Source organism: Streptomyces sp. NPDC027962 (genome assembly GCF_055566095.1).
The window spans coordinates 12,040-35,814 of record NZ_JBVHTA010000029.1 but is presented as its reverse complement, the minus strand read 5'-3'; the positions used below and the strand labels follow the sequence as shown (position 1 = coordinate 35,814).

Sequence of the window (23,775 nt, the reverse complement as noted above, 5' to 3'; positions counted from 1 at the left end):
GCGCTCGGCCCGGCTGCTTCGGAGGTCACTCCGTGATGGTGCGCTGCACGCCCAGGAACGGGCGCAGTTCGAGCCACTCGTGGATCGGCTTGCCGCCCGCCCCGGGGCGGCCGACAGCTCGACGGCGCGCTCGTAGCTGTCGACGTCGATCACCATCCAGCCGGCGATGAGGTCCTTGGTCCCGGCGAACGGTCCGTCGGTGACCGGCGGGCGCCCCTCTCCGTCGTAGCGGACGAACGTCCCCTCCGGGGCGAGCGCCTGACCGTCGACGAACTCGCCCGTCCTTTCCCGAAGCCTGCGGAGAGCCGGAAAACCATTCGACCCGGTTCATGGCGTGGGCGATCATCGACGCATGTTCCGGTACGCCTTCCTCGCAGCGCCGTCCGCAGTCGCGGACGCGCCGAAGGCTGCCGCATTCCTCGCGGCTGCAGCCGCAGCGGCATTCGCCGGTGCTGCAGCGGCGCCCTTCGACGGCGCCCGAAGCTGACCCTTCCCGGACATTCCGGCGGACCCCACATGGGGAGGGTCGGCCAGGCCCAGGGGTCCCCCAACACTTCGAGTTCCGGGAAGGAACCAGCTCGCCATGCCCAAGACGGCATACGTGCGGACCAAGCCGCACCTGAACATCGGCACCATGGGCCACGTCGACCACGGCAAGACCACGCTGACCGCTGCCATCACCAAGGTCCTCAGCGACCGGGGGACCGGCACCTTCGTCCCGTTCGACCGCATCGACCGGGCGCCCGAGGAGGCCAAGCGCGGCATCACCATCAACATCGCGCACGTCGAGTACGAGACCGGCACACGCCACTACGCGCACGTCGACATGCCGGGCCACGCGGACTACGTGAAGAACATGGTCACCGGCGCCGCCCAGCTCGACGGGGCGATCCTCGTCGTCTCCGCGCTCGACGGCGTCATGCCACAGACCGCGGAGCACGTACTGCTCGCCCGCCAAGTGGGCGTCGACCACATCGTCGTCGCCGTCAACAAGGCGGACGCCGGCGACGACGAGCTGACCGACCTCGTCGAGCTCGAGATCCGCGAGCTGCTCACCGCGCACGGGTACGGCGGCGACGCGGCGCCTGTGGTGCGGGTGTCCGGGCTGCGTGCGCTGGAGGGCGACCCGCGCTGGACGGCTGCCGTGGAAGCGCTGCTCGACGCCGTCGACACCTATGTGCCGATGCCCGTCAGGTACACGGACGCGCCGTTCCTGCTCCCGGTCGAGAACGTCCTCACCATCACCGGGCGCGGCACCGTCGTCACCGGCGCCGTCGAGCGGGGCACCGTACGCGTCGGCGACCGTGTCGAGGTGCTCGGTGCGGACACCGAGACAGTCGTGACCGGTCTGGAGACCTTCGGCAAGCCGATGGAGTCCGCTGAGGCCGGGGACAACGTCGCGCTGCTGTTGCGCGGACTGCACCGCGACCAGGTGCGGCGCGGACATGTCGTCGCGGCGCCGGGCAGTGTCGTCCCCAGCCGGCGCTTCACCGCGCAGGTCTACGTCCTGTCCGCCCGCGAAGGCGGCCGGACCACTCCGGTCTCCACCGGTTACCGGCCGCAGTTCTACATCCGCACCGCGGACGTCGTCGGCGACATCGACCTCGGCGAGGCGGGTGTGGCACGGCCGGGCGACACGGTCACGGTGACCGTCGATCTCGGGCGGGACGTACCGCTGGAGCCGGGGCTCGGTTTTGCCATCCGGGAGGGCGGCCGCACGGTGGGGGCGGGGACGGTGACGACCGTGCTGTGAGGGAGGCGGCGCTCGGGGGCGGGGCGCAGGGCAGTGCGCGGGGCGGGACAATGGATCGGTGAACGAGCCCATTCCCGTCCTGCGCACCGTCGACGGCGGCACCGCCAAGCTCATGCCGGATGTGGACCGGGACCGGGCCTGGCTGCTGACCGTCGACGGCGCGCCCCAGTCGTATGTCGACCTCGACGACCCCACGCACCTCGAGTTCGAGTACGTACGCAGGCTCGCCCACGTCGTCGACTGCGCCGCCGCCGAGGGCGAGCCGCTGTCGCTGCTGCACCTCGGGGGCGGCGCACTCACCCTGCCCCGCTACGTCGCCGCCACCCGGCCGGGCTCCCGGCAGGACGTGGTCGAGTACGACGCCGGGCTGCTCGCCCTGGTCGCGGAGCATCTGCCGATGCCGGCGCACTCCGGTGTCACTGTGCGCGGAGCGGACGCGCGGGCCTGGGTGGAGGGCGCGCCCGCGAACTCGGTCGACGTGCTGATCGCGGACGTCTTCGGGGGCTCCCGGGTCCCGGCGCACCTCACCACGGTCGCGTACGCGCGGGCCGCCGAGCGGGTGCTCCGGCCCGGCGGCATCTATGCCGCGAACCTCGCCGACGGCGCGCCGTTCGCCTTCCTCCGATCCCAACTGGCCACGTTCGCCGATGTGTTCGCCGAACTGGCACTGATCGCGGAGCCGGCGGTGCTGCGCGGCCGCCGCTTCGGCAACGCGGTTCTGCTGGCGTCGCAGTCCCCGATCGACACGGCGTCGCTGGCGCGCCGGACGGCGTCGGACACGTTTCCGGCGCGGGTGGAGCACGGGGGTGGGCTGGCGCGGCTGCTGGGAGACGCGGAACCGGTCGACGACACGTCGGCGGTGGGCTCGCCGGAGCCGCCGGGGGGCGCGTTCACGGTGGGGTGACGGGGGCCGCTGCCCGGGGCTCTTGCCTCCCCTACGGCCCGGCGGTAGGTGGGGGACCCCCACTTCCCGAAACCGGGGCAGGCCCCGGACCCCGTACCGCGCTTCGAGCGGTGTCCTCAATCGCCGGACGGCTGACAAAGTCAGCCGCGCTCGGGGCGCCTCCCACGGCCGCCAGGCCGTAGGGGGAGATGGAGGTGCGGGGGTCCGGGGCGGAGCCCCCGGTCAGCCGGTCGACGTGCCGCCGGCCAGCCGTACCGTGCTGAGGATCTTCTGGATCGTCCCGTCGGGCACCTCGTCGGGCACGCCGGTGTTGGAGTACAGCACCCAGCTGGCGAAGTCACCCTTGGGGTTCTTGAAGCTGAACGCGATCGACTTGCCGTCGGTCTCGCACTTGTTCTCCTTCTTGACGCCCTTGGCCGTGGCGGTGGAGACGCTGCCCTTGAGGCCCGACTTCGTCGTGTAGTCCTCTGCCTTGGTGATCTTCACCGTGCCCTTGGGCTCGGTCTGGGCGTAGGCGGCCCAGACCCAGTTGCCGGCCTCGTTGTACGCCGCCTCGGCGGTGCTCTTGGCGCCCTTGCCGCCCTTGGTGCCGGTGCTGGCCAGGCCGTAGTCCTCCTCGGTGCCGTTCTTGTCGGAGTCGAAGAGGCACCACTTGCTCTTGTAGTGGGCCGGGGCGGACATGACGACGACGGGTGATCCGTCGCCCGCCTTCTCGTCCTCGAAGCCGGTGGCGACTCCGGAGCCCGCGACCTCCCACTCCGGTGGCACGTCGAACTGTGTGCCGTGCTTGGGGTTGGTGACGACCTTCCAGCCGGCGATGGTGGGCTTGGCGCCGTCACCGCCGCGCGGGTTCTCGGTCGGCGCGGGTGCCGGGTCCTCGGTGTCCTTGGACTTCTCGGGCTCGGCCGACTCCGACGCGGAGACGTCGGCGCCCTTGTCGGATGTCTTGGCGTCGTCCTTCAGTACGACGACGCCGGTGACGACCGCGGTCGCCACGACGGCCGTGGCGGCGACGATGGCCACGATCATCGTCTTCTTCTTGTCGTCGCCGGACGGCTGCGGGGCTCCCGGCATCTGGCCGGGAACGGCGTACTGCGGTGCAGTCGGCTGCTGGTACGGATTGGGCTGCTGATACCCCGGTTGCTGGTGCCCGGGCTGCTGGTACGGATTCGGCTGCTGGTAACCCGGCTGCTGGTACGGGTTCTGGTCCTGCGGGTTCTGCTCGCCCCCGGGCGGCTGCTGTCCTGGCCACATGGCGAGTAACGATAGAGGGGTGGGTCCGGCACCTCTACGTCCGGCCCCTGTCAGGGGATGGTCAAAGAGTTCTACTCATGGGTAACATCGCGCCATGAGCGACGATCAGATGTCCGTCGGCGAGTTGCTCGCCGCCACCGTGCCCATGGTCCGGACCCTCAAGCTGGAGTACCTCGAGACCACGGCCGAGCGAGCGGTCCTCCGGCTGCCCGACGACCCTGAGTACCACAACCACGTCGGGGGCCCGCACGCCGGCGCGATGTTCACCCTCGCCGAGTCCGCGAGCGGCGCCGTCGTGCTCGCCGCGTTCGGTGACCAGCTCGGCCGCGCGGTGCCGCTGCCCGTGAAGGCCGAGACCAGCTACAAGAAGCTCGCCAAGGGTGTCCTCACCGCGACTGCGACGCTCGGCCGTCCCATTGCCGACGTCGTGAAGGAACTGGACGCGGGGGAGCGCCCCGAGTTCCCGGTGACCGTCGACATCCAGCGCGCGGACGGCGCCGTGACCGGCGACATGACGATCATCTGGACGCTGCGCCCCAACAGCTGAGACCGGATACGACCCGCCGGGCCGCCCCGACACCCGCGAGGTGACGGGGCGGCCCTTCGCGCACCGCAAGGCACCCGGGCGACCAGGTAGGCTGCCCGGCGTGCGCCGACAGGGGCCGCACGCCGGGCGACGGCCCAAGTGAGATCGGAAGGAACCGGCGTTGCACGTCCAGGAGTGGCTCGAGACCGTCCCGGCGGTCAGCATCTACCTCCTGGTGGGGGTTGTCATCGGGCTCGAGAGCCTCGGTATCCCGCTGCCCGGAGAGATCGTTCTCGTCAGCTCGGCGCTGCTCGCATCGCAGCACGGCGACATCAATCCGTACATCCTGGGCGGCTGTGCCACGGCCGGCGCGATCATCGGCGACTCGATCGGCTACGCCATCGGCCGCAAGGGCGGCAGGCCACTGCTGGCCTGGCTCGGCGCGCGCTTCCCCAGGCATTTCGGCGAGGCGCAGATCGCGATGGCGGAGCGCTCGTTCGAGAAGTGGGGCATGTGGGCCGTGTTCTTCGGCCGCTTCGTCGCCCTGCTGAGGATCTTCGCCGGACCGCTCGCCGGTGTTCTGCGCATGCCGTACTGGAAGTTCCTCATCGCCAACGTCTTCGGCGGGATCCTGTGGGCGGGCGGCACGACGGCCGTCGTCTACTCGCTCGGCATCGTCGCCGAGGCGTGGCTGAAGCGGTTCTCCTGGCTGGGGCTCGTGCTCGCGGTGCTGATCGGCGTCACATCGATGCTGGTGCTCAAGAGCCGCGCCAAGAAGGCAGCGGCGGCGGCCCCGAAGGCTGCGCCGAAGGCGGGGCCCGTTCCCGTCTCCGCCACGGACTGACGACCCCGCCCGGCGGTGCGTGCGCGCGGCCCGGTGGGGACCGCGCTCGTCGCGCGGCGCCGGGCTCAGGCCTTGTGCGCCTCGCGGTGCTGCGCGGCGAGGTCCAGGTAAACCGCCGCGTTGAGCTTGATGCCCTCTTGCTCCTCCTGTGTGAGTTCACGCCGCACCTTCGCCGGCACCCCGGCGACCAGCGAGCCCGGCGGCACACGCATCCCCTGCGGTACCAGCGCCTGCGCCGCGATCAGCGAGCCGGCGCCGATGTGCGCACCGTTGAGGACAGTGGCGCCCATGCCCACGAGCACGTCGTCCTCGACGGTGCAGCCGTGCAGGATCGTGTTGTGGCCGACAGAGACGCGGTCGCCGACGCTGACCGGGAAGCCGGGGTCGACATGGACCGTGCAGTTGTCCTGGATGTTGCTCTCCACGCCGATCACGATCGGCCCGCAGTCGGCGCGCAGCACCGTCTGGTACCAGACGCTCGCCCCGGAGGCGAGGGTGACGTCGCCCATCACCACCGACGTCGGCGCGGTGAACGCCTCCGGGTGGACCGTCGGCTCCTTGCCGCCCACGCCCGCAACCAAAGCCCGCTCCGTCATGCCGTCTCCCTGGAAAGTCACCGGTCCGTCGCGCCTACCTGCACCGTAAGCGACCGGATCCTGCGGCACGCGGCAGGGGGCACGCCACTGTGCGCCGGTGCGGCTCCGATGCCGGCCGTTGCCGCCGTCGGCAGCTCAACAGCCGTCCCGGCGTTGATCGTTGCGATGCTTCCGAAACGAAAGTCACCGGGAGCCGTCGGCACCCGGGCCCGCTTGGGGGGAACATCACAGCACGTCAGGCTCACCGGGGCGGCAGGGCCGACTACCGTGAGCGGGTGCCGAAGAACAGAAACACGTTCTCATCGCCTGCCGCCTGGGGGCGCCGCGTCCTCGCGTGCGCCGTGCACCGCGGCTGGCGCTGGGTGCAGGAAGCGGGTGCCGTGACGGCCGAACACCCCGGCAGGCTGCGTTTCCGGCGGCTCGGAACCGGCACGCGGCTGGCCTTCCCGCAGGGCACCGTCTTCGGCGAGCCGTGGATCGAAATCGGATCGCACTGCATCATCGCCGAGCAGGTGACCCTCACCGCCGGAATGATGCCCGGCCTCGACCTCGGACCCGACCCGATCCTGTCCCTCGGCGACGGCGTGGTCCTCGGACGGGGCAGCCATGTGATCGCCGACACGCGCGTGGCCATCGGCTCGGACACGTACTGCGGCCCGTACGTCTACATCACCTCGACCAACCACAGTTACGACGACCCGCACGAACCCGTCGGCAAGCAGTGGCCGCGGATGGAGCCCGTCGAGATCGGCCCGGGCTGCTGGCTCGGTACGGGCGCGGTGATCCTGCCCGGAGCCCGGCTGGGCCGCAATGTGGTGGTCGCCGCGGGAGCGGTCGTACGGGGCGAGGTCCCCGACCATGCGGTGGTGGCCGGCGCGCCGGCCCGCGTCGTCCGCCGATGGGGCGAGGCGGAGGGCTGGCAGCCGCCGCTGCGCACGCCCGCGCCGGTGCCGATCCCTCAGGGCGTCACGCCGGAGCAGTTGCTCGCGCTCGCGGAGCTCGAGGGCGAGCTGTCCGAGCCGGCGGACCCGAGGGACCGGGTGCACCCGACGGACCGGCTGGACTCCGTTGCGGAGCTGGAAGAGCGCTGATCAGCCGCTCGCGAGGAGCGCCGTGCCCACCAGCGCCAGCCCGGCCCCCGCAGCCTGGACCGTGCGCAGTCGCTCCTTGAGGATCAGCAGTGCGGCGAACACCGTCACCACGGGGTAGAGGTTCGCGAGCACCGCGGCGACGGTGACCGGCCCGTTCTGCGCGGCGATCGAGTACGTGCCGTTGGCCGCGACGTCGGCGAGGCCGACGAAGGCGAGTGCGGGCAGCGAACGCAGCACGAGCCGCAGGCCGCCTTCCTCGGGCAGGGCCCGGCCGCCGCGCCTCACCGACGCGTACAGGGCGGCTCCGCCGACGACGACGTTGGTGACGCGCTGGACGAACAGGGCGAGGAACAGTCCGGTCAGCGTGGTCGACGCTTCGGCGATCAGCGCCAGTACGGCTCCGAACCCGAAGGCCGCGACGAGTGTCATCAGGACGGCCTGGCGCTGCACCGGCGCACCGCGCAGCTCCGGGCCGCCCGCCAGGACGATGCCGCCGACGGCCACCGCGATGCCCGCGAACTGCAGCAGACCGGGGCGCTCACCGAGGACAAGGCCGACACAGACCGGGACGGCCACGCCCAGCGACCCGAGCGGCGAGACCACGCCCATCGGGCCGAGCGCGAGCGCCTTGTAGAAGCACAGCATCGCCACCGGGCCCACCACGCCGGCTGCCACCGCGTACCAGAGCTGCGGTCCGGCCTCGGAGAAGCCGCCCGTGGCGACCACGATCGCGCCGAGAACCACCACGGCGACGGACTGGGAGACGACGACCACGGTGAGCGCGGGAGTGCGCCGCGTGAGCAGCCCGCCACCGAAGTCGGCCAGTCCCCAGAGCAGGCTGGTGGCCAGGGCGAAGAGTGCGGTCATGCGGGCCTCGCAGTACAGTGTGGTGAACGATGCGGTGCACCACACGGTAGTGCAATCTATTGACCTATGTCATCTAGGATATTGGACGGAATGTGTCGGACCTCGACCAGCTCACCCAGTCGCTCGCCCGGAACCTCAAGCGCCGGCGGGGCGAGCGGGGTTTCACCCTGGACGCACTTGCCGCCCGCTCCGGGGTCAGCCGCGGCATGATCATCCAGATCGAACAGGCGCGCACCAACCCGAGCGTGGGAACCACGGTGAAACTGGCCGACGCCCTCGGCGTCAGCATCACCACACTCCTCGACTACGAGCAGGGCCCGCAGGTCCGCCTGGTCCCGCCGGAGCAGGCCGTCCGTATGTGGTCCACCCCCACCGGCAGCTCCACCACGCTCCTCGTCGGCAACGAGCGCGGCGGACCCCTCGAGCTGTGGTCATGGCGGCTGATGCCCGGCGACGAGAGCGCCTCCGACCCGCACCCGGACGGCACGACCGAACTGCTGCACGTCACGGCCGGTGAGCTCACCCTCGTCGTCGACGGTCAGGCCCGTGCCGTGCCCGCCGGTACCTCGGCCACCTTCGAGGCGAACGTGCCGCACGCCTACCGCAACGAAGGGAAGGACACCGTCGAACTGATCATGGCCGTCTCCGTCCCGCCCGTACGCTGAGACGCCCGACACGCCACAGGGCCACGGCTGTTAGCGTGCCGGCATGCGCGCACCCATCGGCAACTTCGGCCATGCCGCCGCCGCCCCCGACTGCCTCGACCTCCTCGTCGCGCCGGTCGCGGCGGCCGTCCGCGCATGGCACGGCGACATCCCGCCGGAGCAGCTCGTCTACGTCGACACCGATCCGGACATCGCCGACACCGCCGTGTTCGTCGAGCACTACGGGCGCGAACTGCTCGAGCAGTCCGCGAACTGCGTGGTCGTGGCCGGCAAGCGCGGCGGCGAATCGACCCTCGCCGCATGCCTCGTCCTCTCCCACACGCGCGTCGACGTCAACGGCGCCGTGCGCAGGCAACTGGGCGCACGCAAGGCCTCGTTCGCCTCGATGGACGCCGCGACCGGAGCGAGCGGCATGGAGTACGGCGGTATCACGCCCATCGGCCTGCCCGCCGGCTGGCCGCTGCTGGTGGACTCCGCGGTCGTCGACACCGAGTGGGTCCTCGTCGGCAGCGGACGCCGCCGCGGCAAGCTGATCGTGCCGGGCAAGGCCTTCGCCGCCCTGCCCGGCGCGGTGGTCATCGAGGGTCTCGGCATCTGACGGGGCTCGACATCTCCCAGGCCTCGGCATCTGACGCCGGCGCCTCCCCGAAGGCTCAGCCCAGCAGGGGGATCTCGATCGCGGGGCACCGGTCCATGACCATGTCCAGCCCCGCCGCCCGGGTGCGCTCGTACGCCGCCTCGTCGATCACGCCCAGCTGGAACCAGACCGCCTTCGCGCCGATGGCGACGGCCTCGTCCGCGACAGCTCCCGCCAGCGCCGAATTGACGAAAGTGTCGACGACGTCGACCTGGAAAGGGATCTCGGACAGCGAGGCGTACCCCTTCTCTCCGTGCACCGTCTCCGCCTTCGGATGCACCGGGACGATGCGCTTGCCGTGGCGCTGCAGCACGGCGGCGACACCGTGCGCCGCCCGCGCCTCGTTGCTGGACAGGCCCACCACAGCCCAGGTGTCGCCCGTGGAGGTGAGGATTCTGCGGATCGTCTCTTCGTCTGCGTACATGCCGGGAGAACGGGCGGGTGCCGCGCGGCATTCCCCGGTGGAGTACCGCCCTCCGCACGGCGCATAGGGTGGCGGGATGCAGGAGCAGTACCGGACGGTCGCCCGCGAAGGTGTCCACGAGACCGAGAACAACCGATCGCGCTTCATCTGCGCACTTGCCCCCGCCGCGACCGAGCAGGAGGCGCAGGCCTTCGTCGCCCGGATCCGCAAGGAGCACCCGACCGCCACGCACAACTGCTTCGCGTACGTCATCGGCGCCGACGCCGCCGTGCAGAAGGCGAGCGACGACGGCGAGCCGGGCGGCACCGCGGGGGTGCCCATGCTGCAGATGCTGCTGCGCCGCGAGGTCCGGTACGTCGTGGCCGTCGTCACCCGGTACTACGGAGGCGTCAAGCTCGGCGCGGGCGGTCTGATCAGAGCGTACGGATCGGTGGTCGGCGAAGCGCTCGACGCACTCGGCACGGTCGTCCGCAAACGGTACCGGCTGGCCACCGTCACCGTCGGCCACCAGCGGGCGGGCAAGCTGGAGAACGATCTGCGCGCCACCGGCCGGCACGTGCGCGAGGTCACGTACGCGGACGAGGTGACCATCGGGATCGGGCTGCCCGAAGCGGACGTCGACGCCTTCCGGGCATGGCTGGCGGACGCCACCGCCGGCACGGCCGGCCTGGAACTCGGGGGCGAGGCGTACGGAGATGCGTGAAGCCGCCCGCATTGTCCGACCCCACCGATACGCTCACCGATCATGAGACTCCTGCACACGTCGGACTGGCACCTGGGACGGTCGTTCCACCGGGTGAGCATGCTCGATGCCCAAGCCGCGTTCCTCGACCACCTGGTGGCGACGGTGCGCGAGCGGGACGTGGACGCGGTCCTGGTCGCGGGTGACGTATACGACCGGGCCGTGCCGCCGCTTGCCGCCGTTGCCCTGTTCGACGATGCCCTGCACCGGCTCGCCGACGCCGGTGTGCCGACGGTGATGATCTCCGGCAACCACGACTCGGCGCGCCGGCTGGGCGTCGGCGCGGGTCTCATCCGGCGGGCAGGGGTCCACCTGTGTACCGACCCCGCAGACTGCGGCACCCCCGTGCTGCTCGCCGACGAGCACGGTCCGGTCGCCTGTTACGGCCTGCCGTACCTCGAACCAGCCCTGGTCAGAAACGAGTTCAGGACCGAGAAGACCGCGCACGAGACCGTGCTCGCCGCCGCGATGGAGCGGGTGCGGGACGACCTCGTGACCCGCGAGGCCGGCACCCGGTCCGTCGTCCTCGCGCACGCCTTCGTCATGGGCGGCGAGGAGAGCGACAGCGAACGGGACATCACCGTCGGCGGCGTCGCGGCCGTCCCCTCCGGGGTCTTCCAGGGCGTGGACTACGTCGCGCTCGGGCATTTGCACGGCTGCCAGACCATCACCGAGCGCGTTCGGTACTCGGGCTCGCCCCTCGCGTACTCCTTCTCGGAGGCCGACCACCGCAAAACGATGTGGCTCGTCGACCTCGACGCGGCCGGCGGCGTGAGCGCGGAGCGCATCGACTGCCCGCAGCCGCGCCCCCTCGCCCGGCTGCGGGGACCGCTCGAGGAACTCCTCGACGACCCCGCCCTGGAGCGCCTCGAGGAGTCGTTCGTGGAGGCGACCCTCACCGACGCCGTGCGGCCCGCCGACCCGATGGCGCGGCTCGCCGAGCGCTTCCCGCACACCCTGCACCTCGTCTTCGAGCCGGAGCGGACGGCGCAGGACGGCACGGCGTCCTACGCCCAGCGCCTGCACGGGCGCAGCGACCAGGAGATCGCGGAGGACTTCGTGGCCCATGTGCGCGGCGGCAACGGCCCCGACGACGGCGAGCGCACCGTTCTGCGCGCCGCCTTCGAGGCCGTGCGGATCGACGCAGGAGTGCGCGAGGTGACCGGGTGAGGCTGCACACCCTGGCCGTCACCGCCTTCGGCCCGTTCGGCGCCACCCAGGAAGTCGACTTCGACGCGCTGGCCAGCTCCGGGATCTTCCTGCTCCACGGCCCGACGGGAGCGGGCAAGACGTCCGTCCTCGATGCCGTGTGCTTCGCGCTGTACGGGGCGGTGCCCGGCGCCCGCCAGAGTCCGGGCGCGTCGCTGCGCAGCGACCACGCCCAGGTCGGCACACCGACCGAGGTCCGCCTCGAACTGACCGTCGGCGGGCGGCGGCTGGAGGTCACGCGCCGTCCCGCGCAGCCCCGCCCCAAGGCACGCGGCACCGGCTTCGTCACCGAACGCGCGCAGAGCATCCTGCGCGAGTACGACCCTGCGGGCGGCGAATGGCAGGCGCTCAGCAAGTCCCACCAGGAGATCGGTGAGGAGATCACACAGCTGCTCGGGATGAGCCGCGAGCAGTTCTGCCAGGTCGTGCTGCTCCCGCAGGGCGACTTCGCTCGCTTCCTGCGCGCCGACGCGGAGGCCCGCGGCAGGCTGCTGGGACGGCTCTTCGACACCCGCCGCTTCGCCGCCGTCGAGGACCGTCTCGCCGAACTGCGGCGCGCCGTCGAGCAGCAGGTGAGGGCCGGCGACGAACAGCTCCTCGCGATCGCCCACCGCATCGAGCAGGCCGCCGGCCAGGCGGCGGACGGATGGCCGGCGCCCCGGCAGCAGCCCGGCGACCCCGGGCTCGCGGCGGCCGTCCTGCAGTGGGCGGCAGTGGCCCGCGCCGGCGCCCGTGAAAGCCTCGCCATCGCCGAGACCGGCCTCGCCGCGGCGGAGAGCCGGCAGGCCGCGGCCCGGCTGGCACTCGACGCCGAGCGCGAACTGGACCGGCTCCAGCGCCGGCACGCGGACGCGCGGGCGCGCTCGGCAGCCCTGGAAGCGCGCAGGGACGAGCAGGAGGCACTGCGCACCCGGCTCGAACGAGCACGCAAGGCCGCGCTCGTGGAACCGGCGCTGCGCGTACGCGACGCCGCCGAGCGCGAACACCGCGTTGCGGCGGCGGAGCGCGAGCGGACCCGGGCCGGGCTCCCCGCCGAGCTCACGGACGCCGGGGCGGAGCGCCTCACCGGTGCGGAGCGGGCGCTGCGCCAGGAGGTCGGCGGGCTGGAGGCCGCCCGCCGGGAGGAGAAGCGCGCCGCGGACATCACACGCGAGCTGGCCGATCTGGACCGGCAGGCCCGTGCGGACGACGACATCCTCGCCGAGACGGCGGGCTGGCTGGCCGAATGGGACGGCGTCCGCCGCGTCCACCAGGAACGGATCACGGCCGCGCAGGAGGCAGCCACCCGCGCCGAGCACCTCGCGGGCCGGCTCGACCCGGCCCGTGACCGGCTGCGCGCCGCCCGCGAACGCGATGAGCTCACCGAGCGTGCCGAGGTAGCTGAGCGGCGACTGCGCACGCTGCACGACCGGGCGAACGAGACCAAGGCCGCCTGGCTCGACCTCAAGGAGCGCCGACTGCAGGGCATCGCCGCGGAGTTGGCGGCGGCGCTGGTGCCGGGCGAGGCCTGTGCGGTCTGCGGATCGGCCGAGCACCCGGCTCCGGCACGCGCGGGCGCCGGGCACGTCGACCGTGCCGCGGAGGATGCCGCCTACCAGGACCACGCCGCGGCGGAGCAGGCGAAGGCGGAGGCGGAGCGCGCCCTGGCCGTTCTCGACGAGGCCCGCGGGTCAGCGGCATCGAGGGCACGCGGCCTCGCGGCCGGTATGCACAGCGCCACGGCCGACCAGCCGGTGGTCGCCGACGGCGTCGACGGCACCGCTCGTCGCACCGCGCACCGCGCCCTCGCCACCGACGGGGCTGCCGCCCTTCCGGAGCCGGGTCCCGGCGCCGTACCCGCCCCGAGGCTCGGGGAGGAGCCCACAGTGGCCGCGCTGCGGTCCGCCGTCGAGGAGCTGGAGCGCGAGTACACCGGCGCACGCGGCCTAGCGGCCGGCATGCACAGCGCCCAGGAAGCCCTCGCCCGCGCCGAGCGGGAGTACGAGGAGCGGGTCGCGGCCCGGCAGGAGGCGGAGCGGCGCACCGCGGCCCGCACCTCCCGGCGGGAGGCGCTCGACCAGGAACTGGTCGCACTACAAGCCGAGTTGGCCAGGGCGCGGGGTGGTTCGGACAGCGTCGCGGAGCGCGCGGCCCTGCTGGAGAGCCGGGCCGGCCGGTTCGCGGCCGCGGCGGACGCCGTACGTGCCGCCGACAGCACGTCCCTGCGGCTGGCGGAGGCCGACGACCGGCTCGCCGACGCGGCGTTCCGTGCGGGCTTCGAGACGCCGTCGGCGGCAGCCGCGGCTCTCGTCACCGAGTCCGAACTGCGCGAGATCCAGCACCGTATCGACGCCTGGCAGGCGGAAGCGGCAGCCGTCGCCGACAGGCTCGCGGAGGACGGCACCCGCGCCGCGGCCGAACGGCCGGCCGCAGACCCCGAGTCGGCACACGCCGTCCACGAGGCCACCGAGCGGGCACTGCGCGACGCCGCCTCCGCGCTGGCCGCGGCACGCGTCCGGTGCGCCGAAGTCGACCGGCTGTCCCGGCAGGGCGAGCAGGAGACGCTCCGCCTGGGCCCGTTGCGTGAGGAGTACGACCAGGTGGCCGGGCTCGCCGGTCTCACCGCGGGCACCTCCGCCGACAACGAACGCAAGATGCGGCTCGAGTCGTACGTCCTCGCGGCCCGTCTCGAGCAGGTCGCGGCCGCCGCCACCGTACGGCTGCAGCGCATGTCCTCCGGCCGGTACACCCTCGTCCACTCCGACGCCCGCACCGGGGGGAAACGCGCAGGCCTCGGACTGCACGTGGTCGACGCCTGGACCGGCAGGGAACGCGACACGGCGACCCTGTCCGGCGGCGAGACGTTCTTCGCCTCGCTCGCCCTCGCACTCGGACTCGCCGACGTGGTGACCGACGAGGCAGGCGGCATGCGGCTCGACACCCTCTTCATCGACGAGGGCTTCGGCAGCCTCGACGACCAGACGCTGGACGAGGTGCTCGACGTCCTCGACTCGCTGCGCGAACGGGACCGCAGCGTCGGCATCGTCAGCCACGTCGGCGATCTGCGCCGCCGTATCCCCGCCCAGCTGGAGGTCGTCAAGGACCGGGCCGGCTCCGCGGTGAGACTGCGGGCGGGGGCGGCGCTCAGCGACTGACGGGGCGGCGCGGCAGGGGAGAGGAGTACACGACGCTCGTCGTCACGGACCCCAGAGCGCCGATCCTCCCCGAGACCTCTTCGAGGTGGCTCATCGAGCGGGTCGCGACCTTCAGCACGAAGCAGTCGTCGCCCGTGACGTGGTGCGCCTCGAGTATCTCGGGCGTCGCGTCCAACAGGTCGTGGAACGGCTTGTAGTTGCCGTTCGGATAGCGCAGCCGTACGAACGCGAGGATCGGCAGCCCGAGCCGCTCCTCGTCGATCACGGCCGAGTAGCCCTTGATGACACCCGCCTCCTCCAGCCGCCGCACCCGCTCGGTCACGGCGCTCGCCGACATGGACACGGCCCGGGCCAGCTCGGTGAAGCCGGCCCGCCCGTGCGTCTGGAGGACTTCGAGAATGCGCCAGTCCGTGGCGTCCGGTGAATATCCGGTCATGCCCGACAGACAACAGGGGAATCCCCGGCCGATCAAGACAAGTGCCGGGGATTTCCACTTCTCGGAAATGATCACCGCTCATAGATTTTTGAGCATGACCACGACGCAGAGCAGTGCCACCGTGACCCCCGCCGCCAACGCCGTCCTGCGGGTGCCGCCCGCCACCCCGGCCGCGGCTGCCGCCTACTTCGGAGCCGCCCTGGCCTTCCACGCCGACGTCTCCGACATCGCCGGCGCGCTCGCGGCCGGGGGCGACCCCGGATTCGTCGTCCTGGACTCCCGCTCCACCGGGTCCTGGGACCAGGGCCACATTCCGGGCGCCGTGCACCTGCCGACCGCGCTCATCCCCGAGCAGGCCGCACAACTCCTCGACCCGTCGGTGCCGGTGGTCACCTACTGCTGGGGCCCCGGCTGCAACGGAGCGACCCGCGCGGCCCTCGCTCTCGCCGAACTGGGCTTCCAGGTGAAGGAGATGCTCGGGGGCTTCGAGTACTGGGCCAGGGAGGGCTTCGAGTACGAGACGTGGCAGGGCCGCGTTACCCGCGCCGCCGACCCTCTCACCGCCCCCGTCGGCACCGCGGACTGCGGCTGCTGAGTCACCCCGGCGCCGCGCCCACGGGATCGGCCCGGACCCGGTACCGCGCTCCGCGCGGTGTTTCGGGGGCTCCGCCCCGGGACCTCCGCGCCTCAATCGCCGGCGGGGCTGAAGTTGCCGGGCAGCTTCAAGCCCGTCCGGGGGTACTCCGCCTGTGCCTGGCGGCCTGGGAGGACCCCCACCCACGGCCGCCAGGCCGTAGGGGACACAGCGCGGAGCGCGGTATCGGGTCCGGGCATGCCCGCCACGTGGCGGAGCCGCGCATCGGTGCGGCGGGAAGGGGCGGGGTGGGGTCATGGCCCGTGCAGCGGACCCGCCCCGCCCCCGCCGCACACTCACAGCTTCGAGAGCTCGTCCACCAGGTCGTCCAGGCCCAGCGAGCCCTGCGAGAGCGCCGCCATGTGCCACGCCTTCGCGTCGAACGCGTCGCCGTGCGCACGGCGCGCGTTCTCGCGGCCCAGCAGCCATGCCCGTTCGCCCAGCTTGTAGCCGATGGCCTGCGCCGGCATCGACAGGTAGCGGGTCAGTTCGCTCTCCACGAAGTCCGCGGGCCGCCCGCTGTGCGACCCGAAGAACTCCTGCGCCAGTGCCGGCGTCCACCGCTCGCCCGGGTGGAACGGCGAGTCCGCCGGGATCTCCAGCTCCAGGTGCATGCCGATGTCGACGATCACCCGGCAGGCCCGCATCATCTGCGCGTCCAGGTAACCGAGGCGCCGCTCCGCGTCGTTCAGGAAGCCCAGCTCGTCCATCAGGCGCTCCGCGTACAGCGCCCAGCCCTCCGCGTTCGCGCTCACCAGCCCGACCGACGCCTGGTACCGCGAGAGCCGGTCGGCCACGTGCGCCCACTGGGCGAGCTGGAGGTGGTGGCCGGGCACGCCCTCGTGGTACCAGGTCGACACCAGGTCGTACACGGGGAAGCGCGTGGCCCCCATCGTCGGCAGCCACGTCTGGCCCGGCCGGGAGAAGTCCTCGGACGGGGAGGTGTAGTACGGCGCGGCGGCGCCGCCGGGCGGTGCGATGCGGGACTCGACCCGCCGTACCCGTTCGGCGAGTTCGAAATGCGTGCCGTCGAGTGCCTCGATCGCCTCGTCCATCAGCTTCTGGAGCCAGACCCGCACCTCCTCCTCGCCCTCGATGTGTTCCCCGTGCTCGTCGAGGTGGGCGAGAGCCTCCCAAGGGCCCGACCCGGGCAGGATCTTGTCGGCTTCCTTCCGCATCTCGGCGATCAGCCGGTGGTATTCCGCCCAGCCGTAGGCGTAGGCCTCGTCCAGGTCGAGGTCGGTGCCGTTGAAGTACCGCGACCAGCGGGCGTAACGCTCGCGGCCGACCGTGTCCGGCGCGTCCGCCACGGCGGGTGCGTACACGTCCCGCATCCAGTCGCGCAGCTCGTTCACCGCCCGGGTCGCCGTACCGGCCGCGAGGTCCAGCTCGGCGCGCAGGGAAGCGGGACCGCCGGCCGCGAACTTCTCGAACCAGCCGCGGCCGTCGGCGCCTCCGCCCCACTTCGCCAGCTGCTCGATGAACGTCGCCGTCGCACGCGGGCCGCCGAACAGCTTCTTGTCGAGCCCGAGGGCGAGTGACTCCCGGTAGCCCTCCAGTGCCGCCGGCACCGCGCGTAGCCGCTCGGCGACGGCCGCCCAGTCCTCCTCGGTCTGCGTGGGCGTCACGGTGAACGCCTCACGCACCGAATGTGCGGGGGAGTGGATGTTGCTGACCGTCCGCAAACTCTCTTCGGCGTCGTGGACGCCGAGTTCGGCGGTCAGACGCTCCCGCAGCAGCCGGCCGCAGCGGCGCTCCTCGTCGCTGTCGGCGCCGGGCAGAGCCTCGGCCGCGTCGAGCCGGGCCAGGGTCTCGCGGGCGAGGTCGGCACGCGCGCTCTGACCGGCGGGTGAGTAGTCGGGGAGACGCCCTGAACTCTCCTTGATTCCCAGGTAGGTACCAAGGGTTGGATCGAGCTCGATGAGTGCGTCGACGTAGCTGTCGGCGACCTGGCGGGGCAGCGCGCTGCTGGAAGTCTCTGGCATGGGCCCATCCTCGTACGAACGTGGCCTCCGCGTCACCACCATCGGGCTTTGGACGCCTGACATCGGAGGCGGCCGGGGCGTGCGGCACATCGAGCGAGGCTGTGGCACGCGGATCATCGGGGCCCGCGCGGGCCACCGGCAGCGGTCATCCGTCGCCGGCCGACGCCGGCGGCATCAACGGTCCGCACTCCCACTGCTGGAAGATCAACCGGGTCTCCACCCGGGCGACTTCGCGCTGCGAGGTGAACTCGTCGATCACCAGGCGCTGCAGATCCGCCATGTCCCTCACCGCCACGTGCACCAGGTAGTCGTCGGGGCCGGTGAGGTGGAACAGCGCCAGCGACTCGGGAAGCGCGCGGATACGTTCGACGAACGGGCCGATCAGTTCACGCCGGTGCGGCCGGACCTGTACGGAGAGCAGCGCCTGCAGCGCCCGCCCCAGCCGCGCCGGGTCGAGCGACAGCCGGTGGCCGAGGATCACGCCGGAGCGGCGCAGCCTGGTCACCCGGTCCAGACAGGTGGAGGGGGCGACGCCGACCTCCGCCGCGAGCTCACGGTAGGTGGTCCGGGCGTCGTTCTGCAGCAGGCGGAGAATCTGCAGATCTATCGGGTCCAGTGCGACAGAATCGGCCATCTGTCGAACGTAGCACGGCGGAGAATCGCTACCTCCCGGTAACTGTTCACAGTGCGGGCATGGAGAACGCAGCCTCGGCCGCGCCCGGAACCCGGGCCCTGGCCACCAATGCCGTGCACGCCGGACGCGAGGACCTCGCTGACCTGGGACTGCACGCCCCGCCGCTCGACATGTCGACCACCTACCCGTCGTACGACGCCGCCGGCGAGGCCGCGCGGATCGACGCGTTCGCCACCACCGGAGCCCGGCTGGAGGGGCCGCCCGTCTACGCGCGGCTGGACAACCCCACCACCGCCCGGTTCGAGACGGCGCTTGCCAAGCTCGAGGGAACCGAGAGCGCCGTCGCGTTCGCCAGCGGCATGGCGGCCCTGACCGCCGTGCTGCTGGTGCGCGCGAGCATGGGCCTGCGCCACGTCGTCGCCGTCCGGCCGTTGTACGGCTGCAGCGACCATCTGCTGAACGCGGGCCTCCTCGGCACCGAGGTCACCTGGACCGACCCGGCCGGAATCGGCGAAGCCCTGCGGCCCGACACCGGCCTGGTCATGGTGGAGACGCCCGCCAACCCGACGCTCGCCGAGGTCGACCTGCGTGCCGTGGGGCACGCCTGCGGCTCGGTGCCCCTCCTTGTCGACAACACCTTCGCCACCCCGGTGCTCCAGCGGCCCGCCGAGCACGGCGCCCGGCTGGTGCTGCACAGCGCGACCAAGTACCTCGGCGGCCACGGCGATGTGATGGGCGGCATCGTCGCCTGCGACGAGGAGTTCGCCCGCAAGCTGCGTCAGGTGCGCTTCGCGACAGGCGGCGTACTCCACCCGATGGCCGGATACCTGCTGCTGCGCGGACTCTCCACGCTGCCGGTGCGGGTGCGGGCTGCCTCCAGCACCGCCGCCGACCTCGCCCGCAGGCTCGCCGCCGACCCCCGGGTCTCCCGGGTCCACTACCCGAGCATCGGCGGGGCCATGGTCTCCTTCGAGGTGTACGGGAACCCGCACGACGTGATAGCCGGCGTACGGCTGATCACGCCGGCGGTCAGCCTCGGCAGCGTCGACAGCCTGATCCAGCACCCGGCTTCCATCAGCCACCGCATCGTGGACGTGGACGACCGGCGATCGGCCGGCGTCAGCGACCGGCTGCTGAGGATGTCGGTCGGGCTCGAGGACGTCGAGGACCTGTGGCGCGATCTGACCGAGGCGCTCAGCGCTCGGCCTGCTCAGTCCGTCCGGTCTGCCGGGGCTGCTCGAGGTGGGATCGCGGACGGACGGGAGCCGCATCCAGTCGGGCTGTGACCACCAGGGTCCCCTCCTCGATCTGGTAGTCCAGCGGCAGTCGCAGGCCGCGCATCGCCGCCACCATCGCGGTGTTGGACGCCTGGGTGACGGCATAGACGCTGCCGCAGTCCGCCTCGGCCGCCATGTCCACCAGGCGCCCGAGCAGCTGCGAGCCGATGCCGCGCCGCTGCCAATCGTCCTCCACCAGCAGCGCGACCTCGGTCTCCTCGCCGTCCCACAGCAGGTGGCCGAGGGCGACCATGCGCCCGGAGGCCGTCTCGACCGCGATGGTGCGGCCGAAGCGCGGGCTCAGCAGATGGTTGAGATAACGGTCCGTGTCCTGGACCGGCCCGTGGTAGCGCAGGCCGAGGGTGCGGTCCGAGCACCGCTGATGCATGGCGACGGCTGCCTCGAGGTCGTCCTGGTCGGCGCGGCGCACGGTGATCTCGTTGCCCTCGGGGAGGGTGAGGATGTCCTGGCTGCGAGGGACACGGGGGCCGAGGCGCGCGTCCAGGTCGACGAGGGCGCGGGCGCGGGCGAACTCGGCGGGGGTGAAGGGCAGATAGGCGCGCTCGACGGTGATCGCGCCGCCGTTCGGGTCGCGCAGATGCATGACGGTCTCCTCCAGGACGCCCTCCACCGGAGGCATCTCGCCGGTGGGCCGGCCGGTGGGGGAGAGGGCCGGACGGGACCGGATCGTGCAGCGGCCCAGCAACTGCCGTAGTGCCAGGGGCAGTTCCGCCGCGTCCAGAGCGGTGCGGGTGGCGAGCTGGAGCACCCGGGTCGGGGTGTCGACGAGGTCGTGGGCGTCGGCACGCTCGGTCCAGGTGCCGTTGCCGCCGGCCCGGGCGATCTCGCGGGCCAGCTGCGGGGCCTGGAGCGACGCGGGCGCGCGCAGCAGGAACTCGTCGACCGTCCCCTCGGCGAGCGGGTGGGTCTGCAGCGTCAGGATGTCCACGTCGAGGGAGGCGAGGGCGGCGCAGAGGGCGGCAAGGCTGCCGGGAGTGTCCTTGACGGTGGTGCGCATCCGCCACAGGGCGGTCTCGCGCGGCCCGTCCTGGGTCGTGCCCCCCGAGTCCGGGCCCTGGCCGGGCGCGCCTGCCGCCTCCTTTGCCGCCCCGGCGGTCGGCGGCGCATGACTATGGCTTCGTGCCCACCATGTGTGGAACGCGGCGGTCGCGGCCAGCGTCACGGCGGAGGCGATGAGCAGAAACGGGCCGTCGGGGGTGTGCCCGATCAGCTTGGCGACGGTGTCGGCGACCGCGACGGCGGTGAACATGGCGGCCAGTTCGACGAGGTCCCGCCGCCAGTGGTGCGGGCGGCGGGCACTCTTCGCGGAAGTCACATCTGTCATGTCTTCACTGTGACCGACCCGTGTTGCGTGATCACGAACGCTCTGTGACTGACGGGTTAAGCGCCGTTCTGGAGCGCTATGGGCCGGTTTTAGCCGTTCCTGGCGTGGAGTGTTCGCTTCCATGATGCAGCGCGGACACCTGCGCCCGGCAGGCCCGGCAGCCCCTTGCAGCCATGGGAACGGGCCGCTACTGGCCCACTCGGCCCGGCTGCAGCGGCTTGCTGAGCAGAACCGTGCCGCCTTCCGCGCGCAGCCGGACGGTCAACTCGCCGCTCCCGCCGTCGATGTCGACCTCGCCGAAGTGCTGCGGCGACTCCATCGGCGACACGTTCGCCCGCTGCGGCGCACGGACGGAAACCCGGTCCGGACCGAAGGTGCCGTCGAGCGCGTTGGCCGGAAAGCCGCCGGCAGCGAGCGGCCCGGAGACGAACTCCCAGAACGGGGCGAAGTCCTTGAACGCCGCACGCTCCGGCGCATAGTGCTGTGCCGACGTGTAGTGCACATCGGCGGTCAGGCACACCGTGCCCGTGACCCGGCGGTGCTTGATGTGCCGCAGCAGGTCGGCGATCTGCAGTTCACGGCCCAGCGGCGCGCCGGGATCGCCCTGCGTCACGGCTTCGAAGTTCGCCGAGCAGGCGACCCGTTCCCCGGCCTTTCCCTGCCTCTGCCGCCCTGACCGCACCCTTTGCCGCAACGGGCAGCTACGGCCGTGGCCCACGGCGTCGGCAGTGCGCTGGTCGGCGCCGCGTGTGGTGCGGGGCTCGGGTGTCTTCGGCAACGGTCAGCGGCTGCCGTCCAGCAGGACGCGTGCGACGAGCGCCGGGTCGTCGTTCATCGGGACGTGGCCGCAGCCGGGGAGCCTGACCAGGCGCGCCCGGGGGATGACGTGCTTGGCGCGCACGCCCTGGCGGCGCAGCAGCAGACGGTCCCGGGTGCCCCAGCCGATGGTGACGGGCACGTCGCGGACGTCGTCGGTGAACAGCACGCCGCCGCCGGCCGCGAGCGTCTGGTGGAAGCCGGTCGCCCCCCGCAGAGCACATGTCTCGGCGACGGCCGCCTCGGGTGAGCGGCGGCCGGGCCGGGCGTAGATGGTGCTCACCAGCGCCATCCGTCCCGCGGTGGACCGGGACAGCCGTTCGATCAACGGCATGGGCATCGAGCGTGCGCCCACCCGCATGGCCCGCAGGGTGGCGAAGGCGTAGCGGCGCTCGGCCTCCGTCCAGAAGCCGGCCGGGGACAGCGCGGTCACCGACCGGACCAGTCTCTCCCGTCCCAACTCGAGGGCGAGCAGCCCGCCGAGGGAGTTGCCGGCGACATGGGGGCGCTCGATGCCGAGCGCGCCGCAGAGCGCGCCGAGCGCCGTCGTCACCGTCGCCAGGTCGTACGGGACGCCGTCGGGCAGCGCGGCGGACGTGCCGAAACCGGGCAGATCGACGGCGACCACATCCCGTTCCGAGGCGAGTACGTCCATCACCGGCTCCCAAGCCTGCCAGTGGTGGCCGATGCCGTGGAGCAACAGCAATGGCTCGCCCGCGCCCCTGCGCTCGTAGGTGACGGACAGCGTGCCGCTGCCCCGGGCGGTCTCGATGGAGAACGAGATCTCTGCGGCCATGGCTGCGCGCTCCCTTTGATTGAGATAGACACACTGTCAGTAACAATTACCTTTCGGTAGCTTCCAGTTCAAGAGGCCGGGCCTCAGGACCCGTCACTGTGCCGCGCCGCACCGGCGCCTGCTGGACAGCCGACGCCGCGTCGGTTGGGATTGAGGGGTGGCAACCGACACCGTGACCGATCTCTTCGAAGAACACCGGCCCGTCCTGACCGGAGTGGCCTACCGGATGCTCGGCCGGATCGCCGACGCCGAGGACGTGGTGCAGGAGGCGTGGCTGCGCTGGTCGGCCGACGGGCGTGCCGACGTGCGGGAGCCGCGCGGCTACCTCGTACGGATCACCACGCGCCTCGCCATCGACCGGCTGCGGCACGTCCAGTCCCGGCGCGAGTCGTACGTCGGCCCCTGGCTGCCCGAGCCCATCGCCACCGAGTTCGGCCCCGTGGCACCCGACACCGCCGAACGCGCCGTGCTCGCCGAGTCCGTCTCGCTCGCCGTCCTCGTCGTGCTCGAGTCCCTCTCGCCCCTGGAACGCGCCGTGTTCGTGCTGCGCGAGGCATTCGGCTTCCCGTACGCGGAGATCGCCGCCACGCTCGAGAAGTCGGAGGCGGCCGTGCGTCAACTCGCCGGACGCGCACGCAAGCACGTCGACGAACGCAAGCACCGCTACGACGTGGACCCGGCCGAATGCCGCAATCTCACCGAACGGTTCCTGGCCGCCGCGTCGGGCGGCGACCTGGAAGGGCTGCTGTCCCTGCTCGCCCCGGATGTGCGCCTCGTCGGCGACGGAGGCGGCAAGACCAAGGCCCCACTGCGGGTCATCGAGAGCGCGGACAAGGTCGGCCGCTTCCTCTTCGCCGTCTCGCAGGAGCCGATCCCGGACGCGGACTTCCGCTTCGTCGAACTCAACGGCGCACCGGCTCTGCTGGTCCTCTCCGGCGGCAAGCCGGACAGCGTTCTGCAGATGGAGGTGCTGGACGGCCGCATCCAGTGCGTCTACGTCATCAGGAACCCCGACAAGCTGCTCGCCGTCGCCTCCCTCGGTGCGGCCTGATTCCTCCCCGTCCTCCGCAACCTCGGACCCCGTGGGTGCTTCACGGCCCGCGGGGTCCTGTGCTGCCCACGCGTGCCCCCGGTGCGTCTGCCGCGCGCTGCCCGGCCCCAGTACGGCAGCCGCGCGCCTCTGTACGAAGGTCGCGTGAACGCTCA

General features: G+C 72.2%; 23 protein-coding genes and 1 pseudogene. 13 read left to right on the top strand and 11 right to left on the bottom strand.

The genetic code is table 11. From position 1 onward, the window contains the following. Positions 1-25 precede the first annotated feature (25 nt). A pseudogene (locus ACZ4SA_RS24760) lies at positions 26-288 on the bottom strand (YciI family protein); the annotation flags it as partial. Positions 289-583: 295 nt separating this feature from the next. Between ACZ4SA_RS24760 and tuf the strand changes: the two are divergent. Together tuf and ACZ4SA_RS24750 are read left to right on the top strand one after the other, a co-directional pair. Then, positions 584-1,753, top strand: coding sequence for an elongation factor Tu (tuf, locus tag ACZ4SA_RS24755; RefSeq protein ID WP_468278311.1), 1,170 nt, complete (start codon positions 584-586; stop codon positions 1,751-1,753). A gap of 58 nt (positions 1,754-1,811) precedes the next feature. Beyond that, on the top strand, positions 1,812-2,657 hold the full coding sequence (locus ACZ4SA_RS24750; RefSeq protein ID WP_468278308.1) for a spermidine synthase: 846 nt from the start codon (positions 1,812-1,814) through the stop codon (positions 2,655-2,657). A gap of 222 nt (positions 2,658-2,879) precedes the next feature. On the opposite strand, the gene ACZ4SA_RS24745 is transcribed toward ACZ4SA_RS24750, so the two are convergent. Further along, the gene (locus ACZ4SA_RS24745) at positions 2,880-3,911 is read right to left on the bottom strand and encodes a DUF8017 domain-containing protein (protein ID WP_468278305.1); all 1,032 of its coding nucleotides are present in this window, start codon (positions 3,909-3,911) and stop codon (positions 2,880-2,882) included. 94 nt (positions 3,912-4,005) lie between these two features. Here ACZ4SA_RS24745 and ACZ4SA_RS24740 point away from each other — a divergent pair, with 94 nt between their 5' ends. Both ACZ4SA_RS24740 and ACZ4SA_RS24735 read left to right on the top strand, forming a co-directional pair. After that, the gene (locus ACZ4SA_RS24740) at positions 4,006-4,458 is read left to right on the top strand and encodes a DUF4442 domain-containing protein (RefSeq protein ID WP_468278303.1); all 453 of its coding nucleotides are present in this window, start codon (positions 4,006-4,008) and stop codon (positions 4,456-4,458) included. Between the two features lie 160 nt (positions 4,459-4,618). Beyond that, positions 4,619-5,281: a DedA family protein gene (locus ACZ4SA_RS24735; protein ID WP_468278300.1), complete on the top strand. Its 663-nt coding sequence runs from the start codon at positions 4,619-4,621 to the stop codon at positions 5,279-5,281. Positions 5,282-5,346: 65 nt separating this feature from the next. Here the strand turns inward: ACZ4SA_RS24735 and ACZ4SA_RS24730 are convergent, their stop codons facing one another. Next, entirely contained in the window at positions 5,347-5,877 is a 531-nt protein-coding gene (locus ACZ4SA_RS24730) for a gamma carbonic anhydrase family protein (RefSeq protein WP_468278297.1), read from the bottom strand. A 275-nt stretch (positions 5,878-6,152) separates the two neighbouring features. Between ACZ4SA_RS24730 and ACZ4SA_RS24725 the strand changes: the two genes are divergently transcribed. After that, positions 6,153-6,968, top strand: coding sequence for an acyltransferase (locus ACZ4SA_RS24725; RefSeq protein WP_468278294.1), 816 nt, complete (start codon positions 6,153-6,155; stop codon positions 6,966-6,968). Here the strand turns inward: ACZ4SA_RS24725 and ACZ4SA_RS24720 are convergent, their stop codons facing one another. Further along, on the bottom strand, positions 6,969-7,835 hold the full coding sequence (locus ACZ4SA_RS24720; RefSeq protein ID WP_468278291.1) for an EamA family transporter: 867 nt from the start codon (positions 7,833-7,835) through the stop codon (positions 6,969-6,971). A gap of 92 nt (positions 7,836-7,927) precedes the next feature. Here ACZ4SA_RS24720 and ACZ4SA_RS24715 point away from each other — a divergent pair, with 92 nt between their 5' ends. Beyond that, a complete protein-coding gene (locus ACZ4SA_RS24715; RefSeq protein ID WP_468278288.1) occupies positions 7,928-8,500 on the top strand; it encodes a helix-turn-helix domain-containing protein in 573 nt (190 codons plus the stop codon). A 43-nt stretch (positions 8,501-8,543) separates the two neighbouring features. After that, positions 8,544-9,098, top strand: coding sequence for a YbaK/EbsC family protein (locus ACZ4SA_RS24710; RefSeq protein WP_468278286.1), 555 nt, complete (start codon positions 8,544-8,546; stop codon positions 9,096-9,098). Between the two features lie 55 nt (positions 9,099-9,153). Here the strand turns inward: ACZ4SA_RS24710 and ACZ4SA_RS24705 are convergent, their stop codons facing one another. Beyond that, positions 9,154-9,561, bottom strand: coding sequence for a CoA-binding protein (locus tag ACZ4SA_RS24705; protein ID WP_468278284.1), 408 nt, complete (start codon positions 9,559-9,561; stop codon positions 9,154-9,156). A 76-nt stretch (positions 9,562-9,637) separates the two neighbouring features. Between ACZ4SA_RS24705 and ACZ4SA_RS24700 the strand changes: the two genes are divergently transcribed. From ACZ4SA_RS24700 to ACZ4SA_RS24690, 3 genes are read left to right on the top strand one after another with little or no spacing between them, the layout of a single operon-like run. After that, positions 9,638-10,264 (top strand): YigZ family protein, encoded by a 627-nt coding sequence (locus tag ACZ4SA_RS24700; RefSeq protein ID WP_468278282.1) that lies wholly within the window; start codon positions 9,638-9,640, stop codon positions 10,262-10,264. 42 nt (positions 10,265-10,306) lie between these two features. Then, a complete protein-coding gene (locus ACZ4SA_RS24695) occupies positions 10,307-11,473 on the top strand; it encodes an exonuclease SbcCD subunit D (RefSeq protein WP_468278279.1) in 1,167 nt (388 codons plus the stop codon). Then, complete coding sequence (locus ACZ4SA_RS24690) at positions 11,470-14,646, top strand: AAA family ATPase (RefSeq protein ID WP_468278277.1); 3,177 nt, start codon at positions 11,470-11,472, stop codon at positions 14,644-14,646. The genes ACZ4SA_RS24695 and ACZ4SA_RS24690 overlap by 4 nt, the downstream gene beginning before the upstream one ends. Here the strand turns inward: ACZ4SA_RS24690 and ACZ4SA_RS24685 are convergent. Continuing rightward, entirely contained in the window at positions 14,636-15,082 is a 447-nt protein-coding gene (locus ACZ4SA_RS24685; RefSeq protein WP_468278274.1) for an Lrp/AsnC family transcriptional regulator, read from the bottom strand. The genes ACZ4SA_RS24690 and ACZ4SA_RS24685 overlap by 11 nt on opposite strands. Positions 15,083-15,176: 94 nt before the next feature. On the opposite strand from ACZ4SA_RS24685, the gene ACZ4SA_RS24680 reads away from it, so the two are divergent. Continuing rightward, entirely contained in the window at positions 15,177-15,677 is a 501-nt protein-coding gene (locus tag ACZ4SA_RS24680; protein ID WP_468278272.1) for a rhodanese-like domain-containing protein, read from the top strand. A gap of 335 nt (positions 15,678-16,012) precedes the next feature. Here ACZ4SA_RS24680 and ACZ4SA_RS24675 read toward each other — a convergent pair whose 3' ends face one another. After that, positions 16,013-17,701, bottom strand: a complete 1,689-nt coding sequence (locus tag ACZ4SA_RS24675; protein ID WP_468278270.1) for a DUF885 domain-containing protein — start codon at positions 17,699-17,701, stop codon at positions 16,013-16,015. Positions 17,702-17,846: 145 nt separating this feature from the next. Then, positions 17,847-18,335, bottom strand: coding sequence for an Lrp/AsnC family transcriptional regulator (locus ACZ4SA_RS24670; RefSeq protein WP_468278267.1), 489 nt, complete (start codon positions 18,333-18,335; stop codon positions 17,847-17,849). Positions 18,336-18,394: 59 nt separating this feature from the next. Between ACZ4SA_RS24670 and ACZ4SA_RS24665 the strand changes: the two genes are divergently transcribed. After that, positions 18,395-19,621, top strand: a complete 1,227-nt coding sequence (locus ACZ4SA_RS24665; protein WP_468278264.1) for a trans-sulfuration enzyme family protein — start codon at positions 18,395-18,397, stop codon at positions 19,619-19,621. Here ACZ4SA_RS24665 and ACZ4SA_RS24660 read toward each other — a convergent pair. From ACZ4SA_RS24660 to ACZ4SA_RS24650, 3 genes are all read right to left on the bottom strand, one after another. Next, a complete protein-coding gene (locus ACZ4SA_RS24660) occupies positions 19,530-20,957 on the bottom strand; it encodes a GNAT family N-acetyltransferase (protein WP_468278261.1) in 1,428 nt (475 codons plus the stop codon). The two genes, ACZ4SA_RS24665 and ACZ4SA_RS24660, sit on opposite strands and share 92 nt — an antisense overlap. 187 nt (positions 20,958-21,144) lie before the next feature. Beyond that, positions 21,145-21,675: an alkaline phosphatase D family protein gene (locus ACZ4SA_RS24655; RefSeq protein WP_468278447.1), complete on the bottom strand. Its 531-nt coding sequence runs from the start codon at positions 21,673-21,675 to the stop codon at positions 21,145-21,147. Between the two features lie 63 nt (positions 21,676-21,738). Then, positions 21,739-22,569 (bottom strand): alpha/beta fold hydrolase, encoded by an 831-nt coding sequence (locus ACZ4SA_RS24650; RefSeq protein WP_468278258.1) that lies wholly within the window; start codon positions 22,567-22,569, stop codon positions 21,739-21,741. Between the two features lie 157 nt (positions 22,570-22,726). On the opposite strand from ACZ4SA_RS24650, the gene ACZ4SA_RS24645 reads away from it, so the two are divergent. Continuing rightward, positions 22,727-23,620 (top strand): RNA polymerase sigma-70 factor, encoded by an 894-nt coding sequence (locus ACZ4SA_RS24645; RefSeq protein WP_468278255.1) that lies wholly within the window; start codon positions 22,727-22,729, stop codon positions 23,618-23,620. Positions 23,621-23,775: the final 155 nt, after the last annotated feature.

Excerpts from the sequence above, each read along its gene's own strand:
- ACZ4SA_RS24680 (WP_468278272.1), top strand. The coding sequence starts at position 15,177 with ATGACCACGACGCAGAGCAGTGCCACCGTGACCCCCGCCGCCAACGCC.
- ACZ4SA_RS24660 (WP_468278261.1), bottom strand. The coding sequence starts at position 20,957 with ATGACAGATGTGACTTCCGCGAAGAGTGCCCGCCGCCCGCACCACTGG.
- ACZ4SA_RS24650 (WP_468278258.1), bottom strand. The coding sequence starts at position 22,569 with ATGGCCGCAGAGATCTCGTTCTCCATCGAGACCGCCCGGGGCAGCGGC.
- ACZ4SA_RS24670 (WP_468278267.1), bottom strand. The coding sequence starts at position 18,335 with ATGGCCGATTCTGTCGCACTGGACCCGATAGATCTGCAGATTCTCCGC.
- ACZ4SA_RS24695 (WP_468278279.1), top strand. The coding sequence starts at position 10,307 with ATGAGACTCCTGCACACGTCGGACTGGCACCTGGGACGGTCGTTCCAC.
- ACZ4SA_RS24705 (WP_468278284.1), bottom strand. The coding sequence starts at position 9,561 with ATGTACGCAGACGAAGAGACGATCCGCAGAATCCTCACCTCCACGGGC.
- tuf (WP_468278311.1), top strand. The coding sequence starts at position 584 with ATGCCCAAGACGGCATACGTGCGGACCAAGCCGCACCTGAACATCGGC.
- ACZ4SA_RS24740 (WP_468278303.1), top strand. The coding sequence starts at position 4,006 with ATGAGCGACGATCAGATGTCCGTCGGCGAGTTGCTCGCCGCCACCGTG.
- ACZ4SA_RS24710 (WP_468278286.1), top strand. The coding sequence starts at position 8,544 with ATGCGCGCACCCATCGGCAACTTCGGCCATGCCGCCGCCGCCCCCGAC.
- ACZ4SA_RS24665 (WP_468278264.1), top strand. The coding sequence starts at position 18,395 with ATGGAGAACGCAGCCTCGGCCGCGCCCGGAACCCGGGCCCTGGCCACC.
- ACZ4SA_RS24685 (WP_468278274.1), bottom strand. The coding sequence starts at position 15,082 with ATGACCGGATATTCACCGGACGCCACGGACTGGCGCATTCTCGAAGTC.
- ACZ4SA_RS24745 (WP_468278305.1), bottom strand. The coding sequence starts at position 3,911 with ATGTGGCCAGGACAGCAGCCGCCCGGGGGCGAGCAGAACCCGCAGGAC.
- ACZ4SA_RS24675 (WP_468278270.1), bottom strand. The coding sequence starts at position 17,701 with ATGCCAGAGACTTCCAGCAGCGCGCTGCCCCGCCAGGTCGCCGACAGC.
- ACZ4SA_RS24730 (WP_468278297.1), bottom strand. The coding sequence starts at position 5,877 with ATGACGGAGCGGGCTTTGGTTGCGGGCGTGGGCGGCAAGGAGCCGACG.
- ACZ4SA_RS24700 (WP_468278282.1), top strand. The coding sequence starts at position 9,638 with ATGCAGGAGCAGTACCGGACGGTCGCCCGCGAAGGTGTCCACGAGACC.
- ACZ4SA_RS24720 (WP_468278291.1), bottom strand. The coding sequence starts at position 7,835 with ATGACCGCACTCTTCGCCCTGGCCACCAGCCTGCTCTGGGGACTGGCC.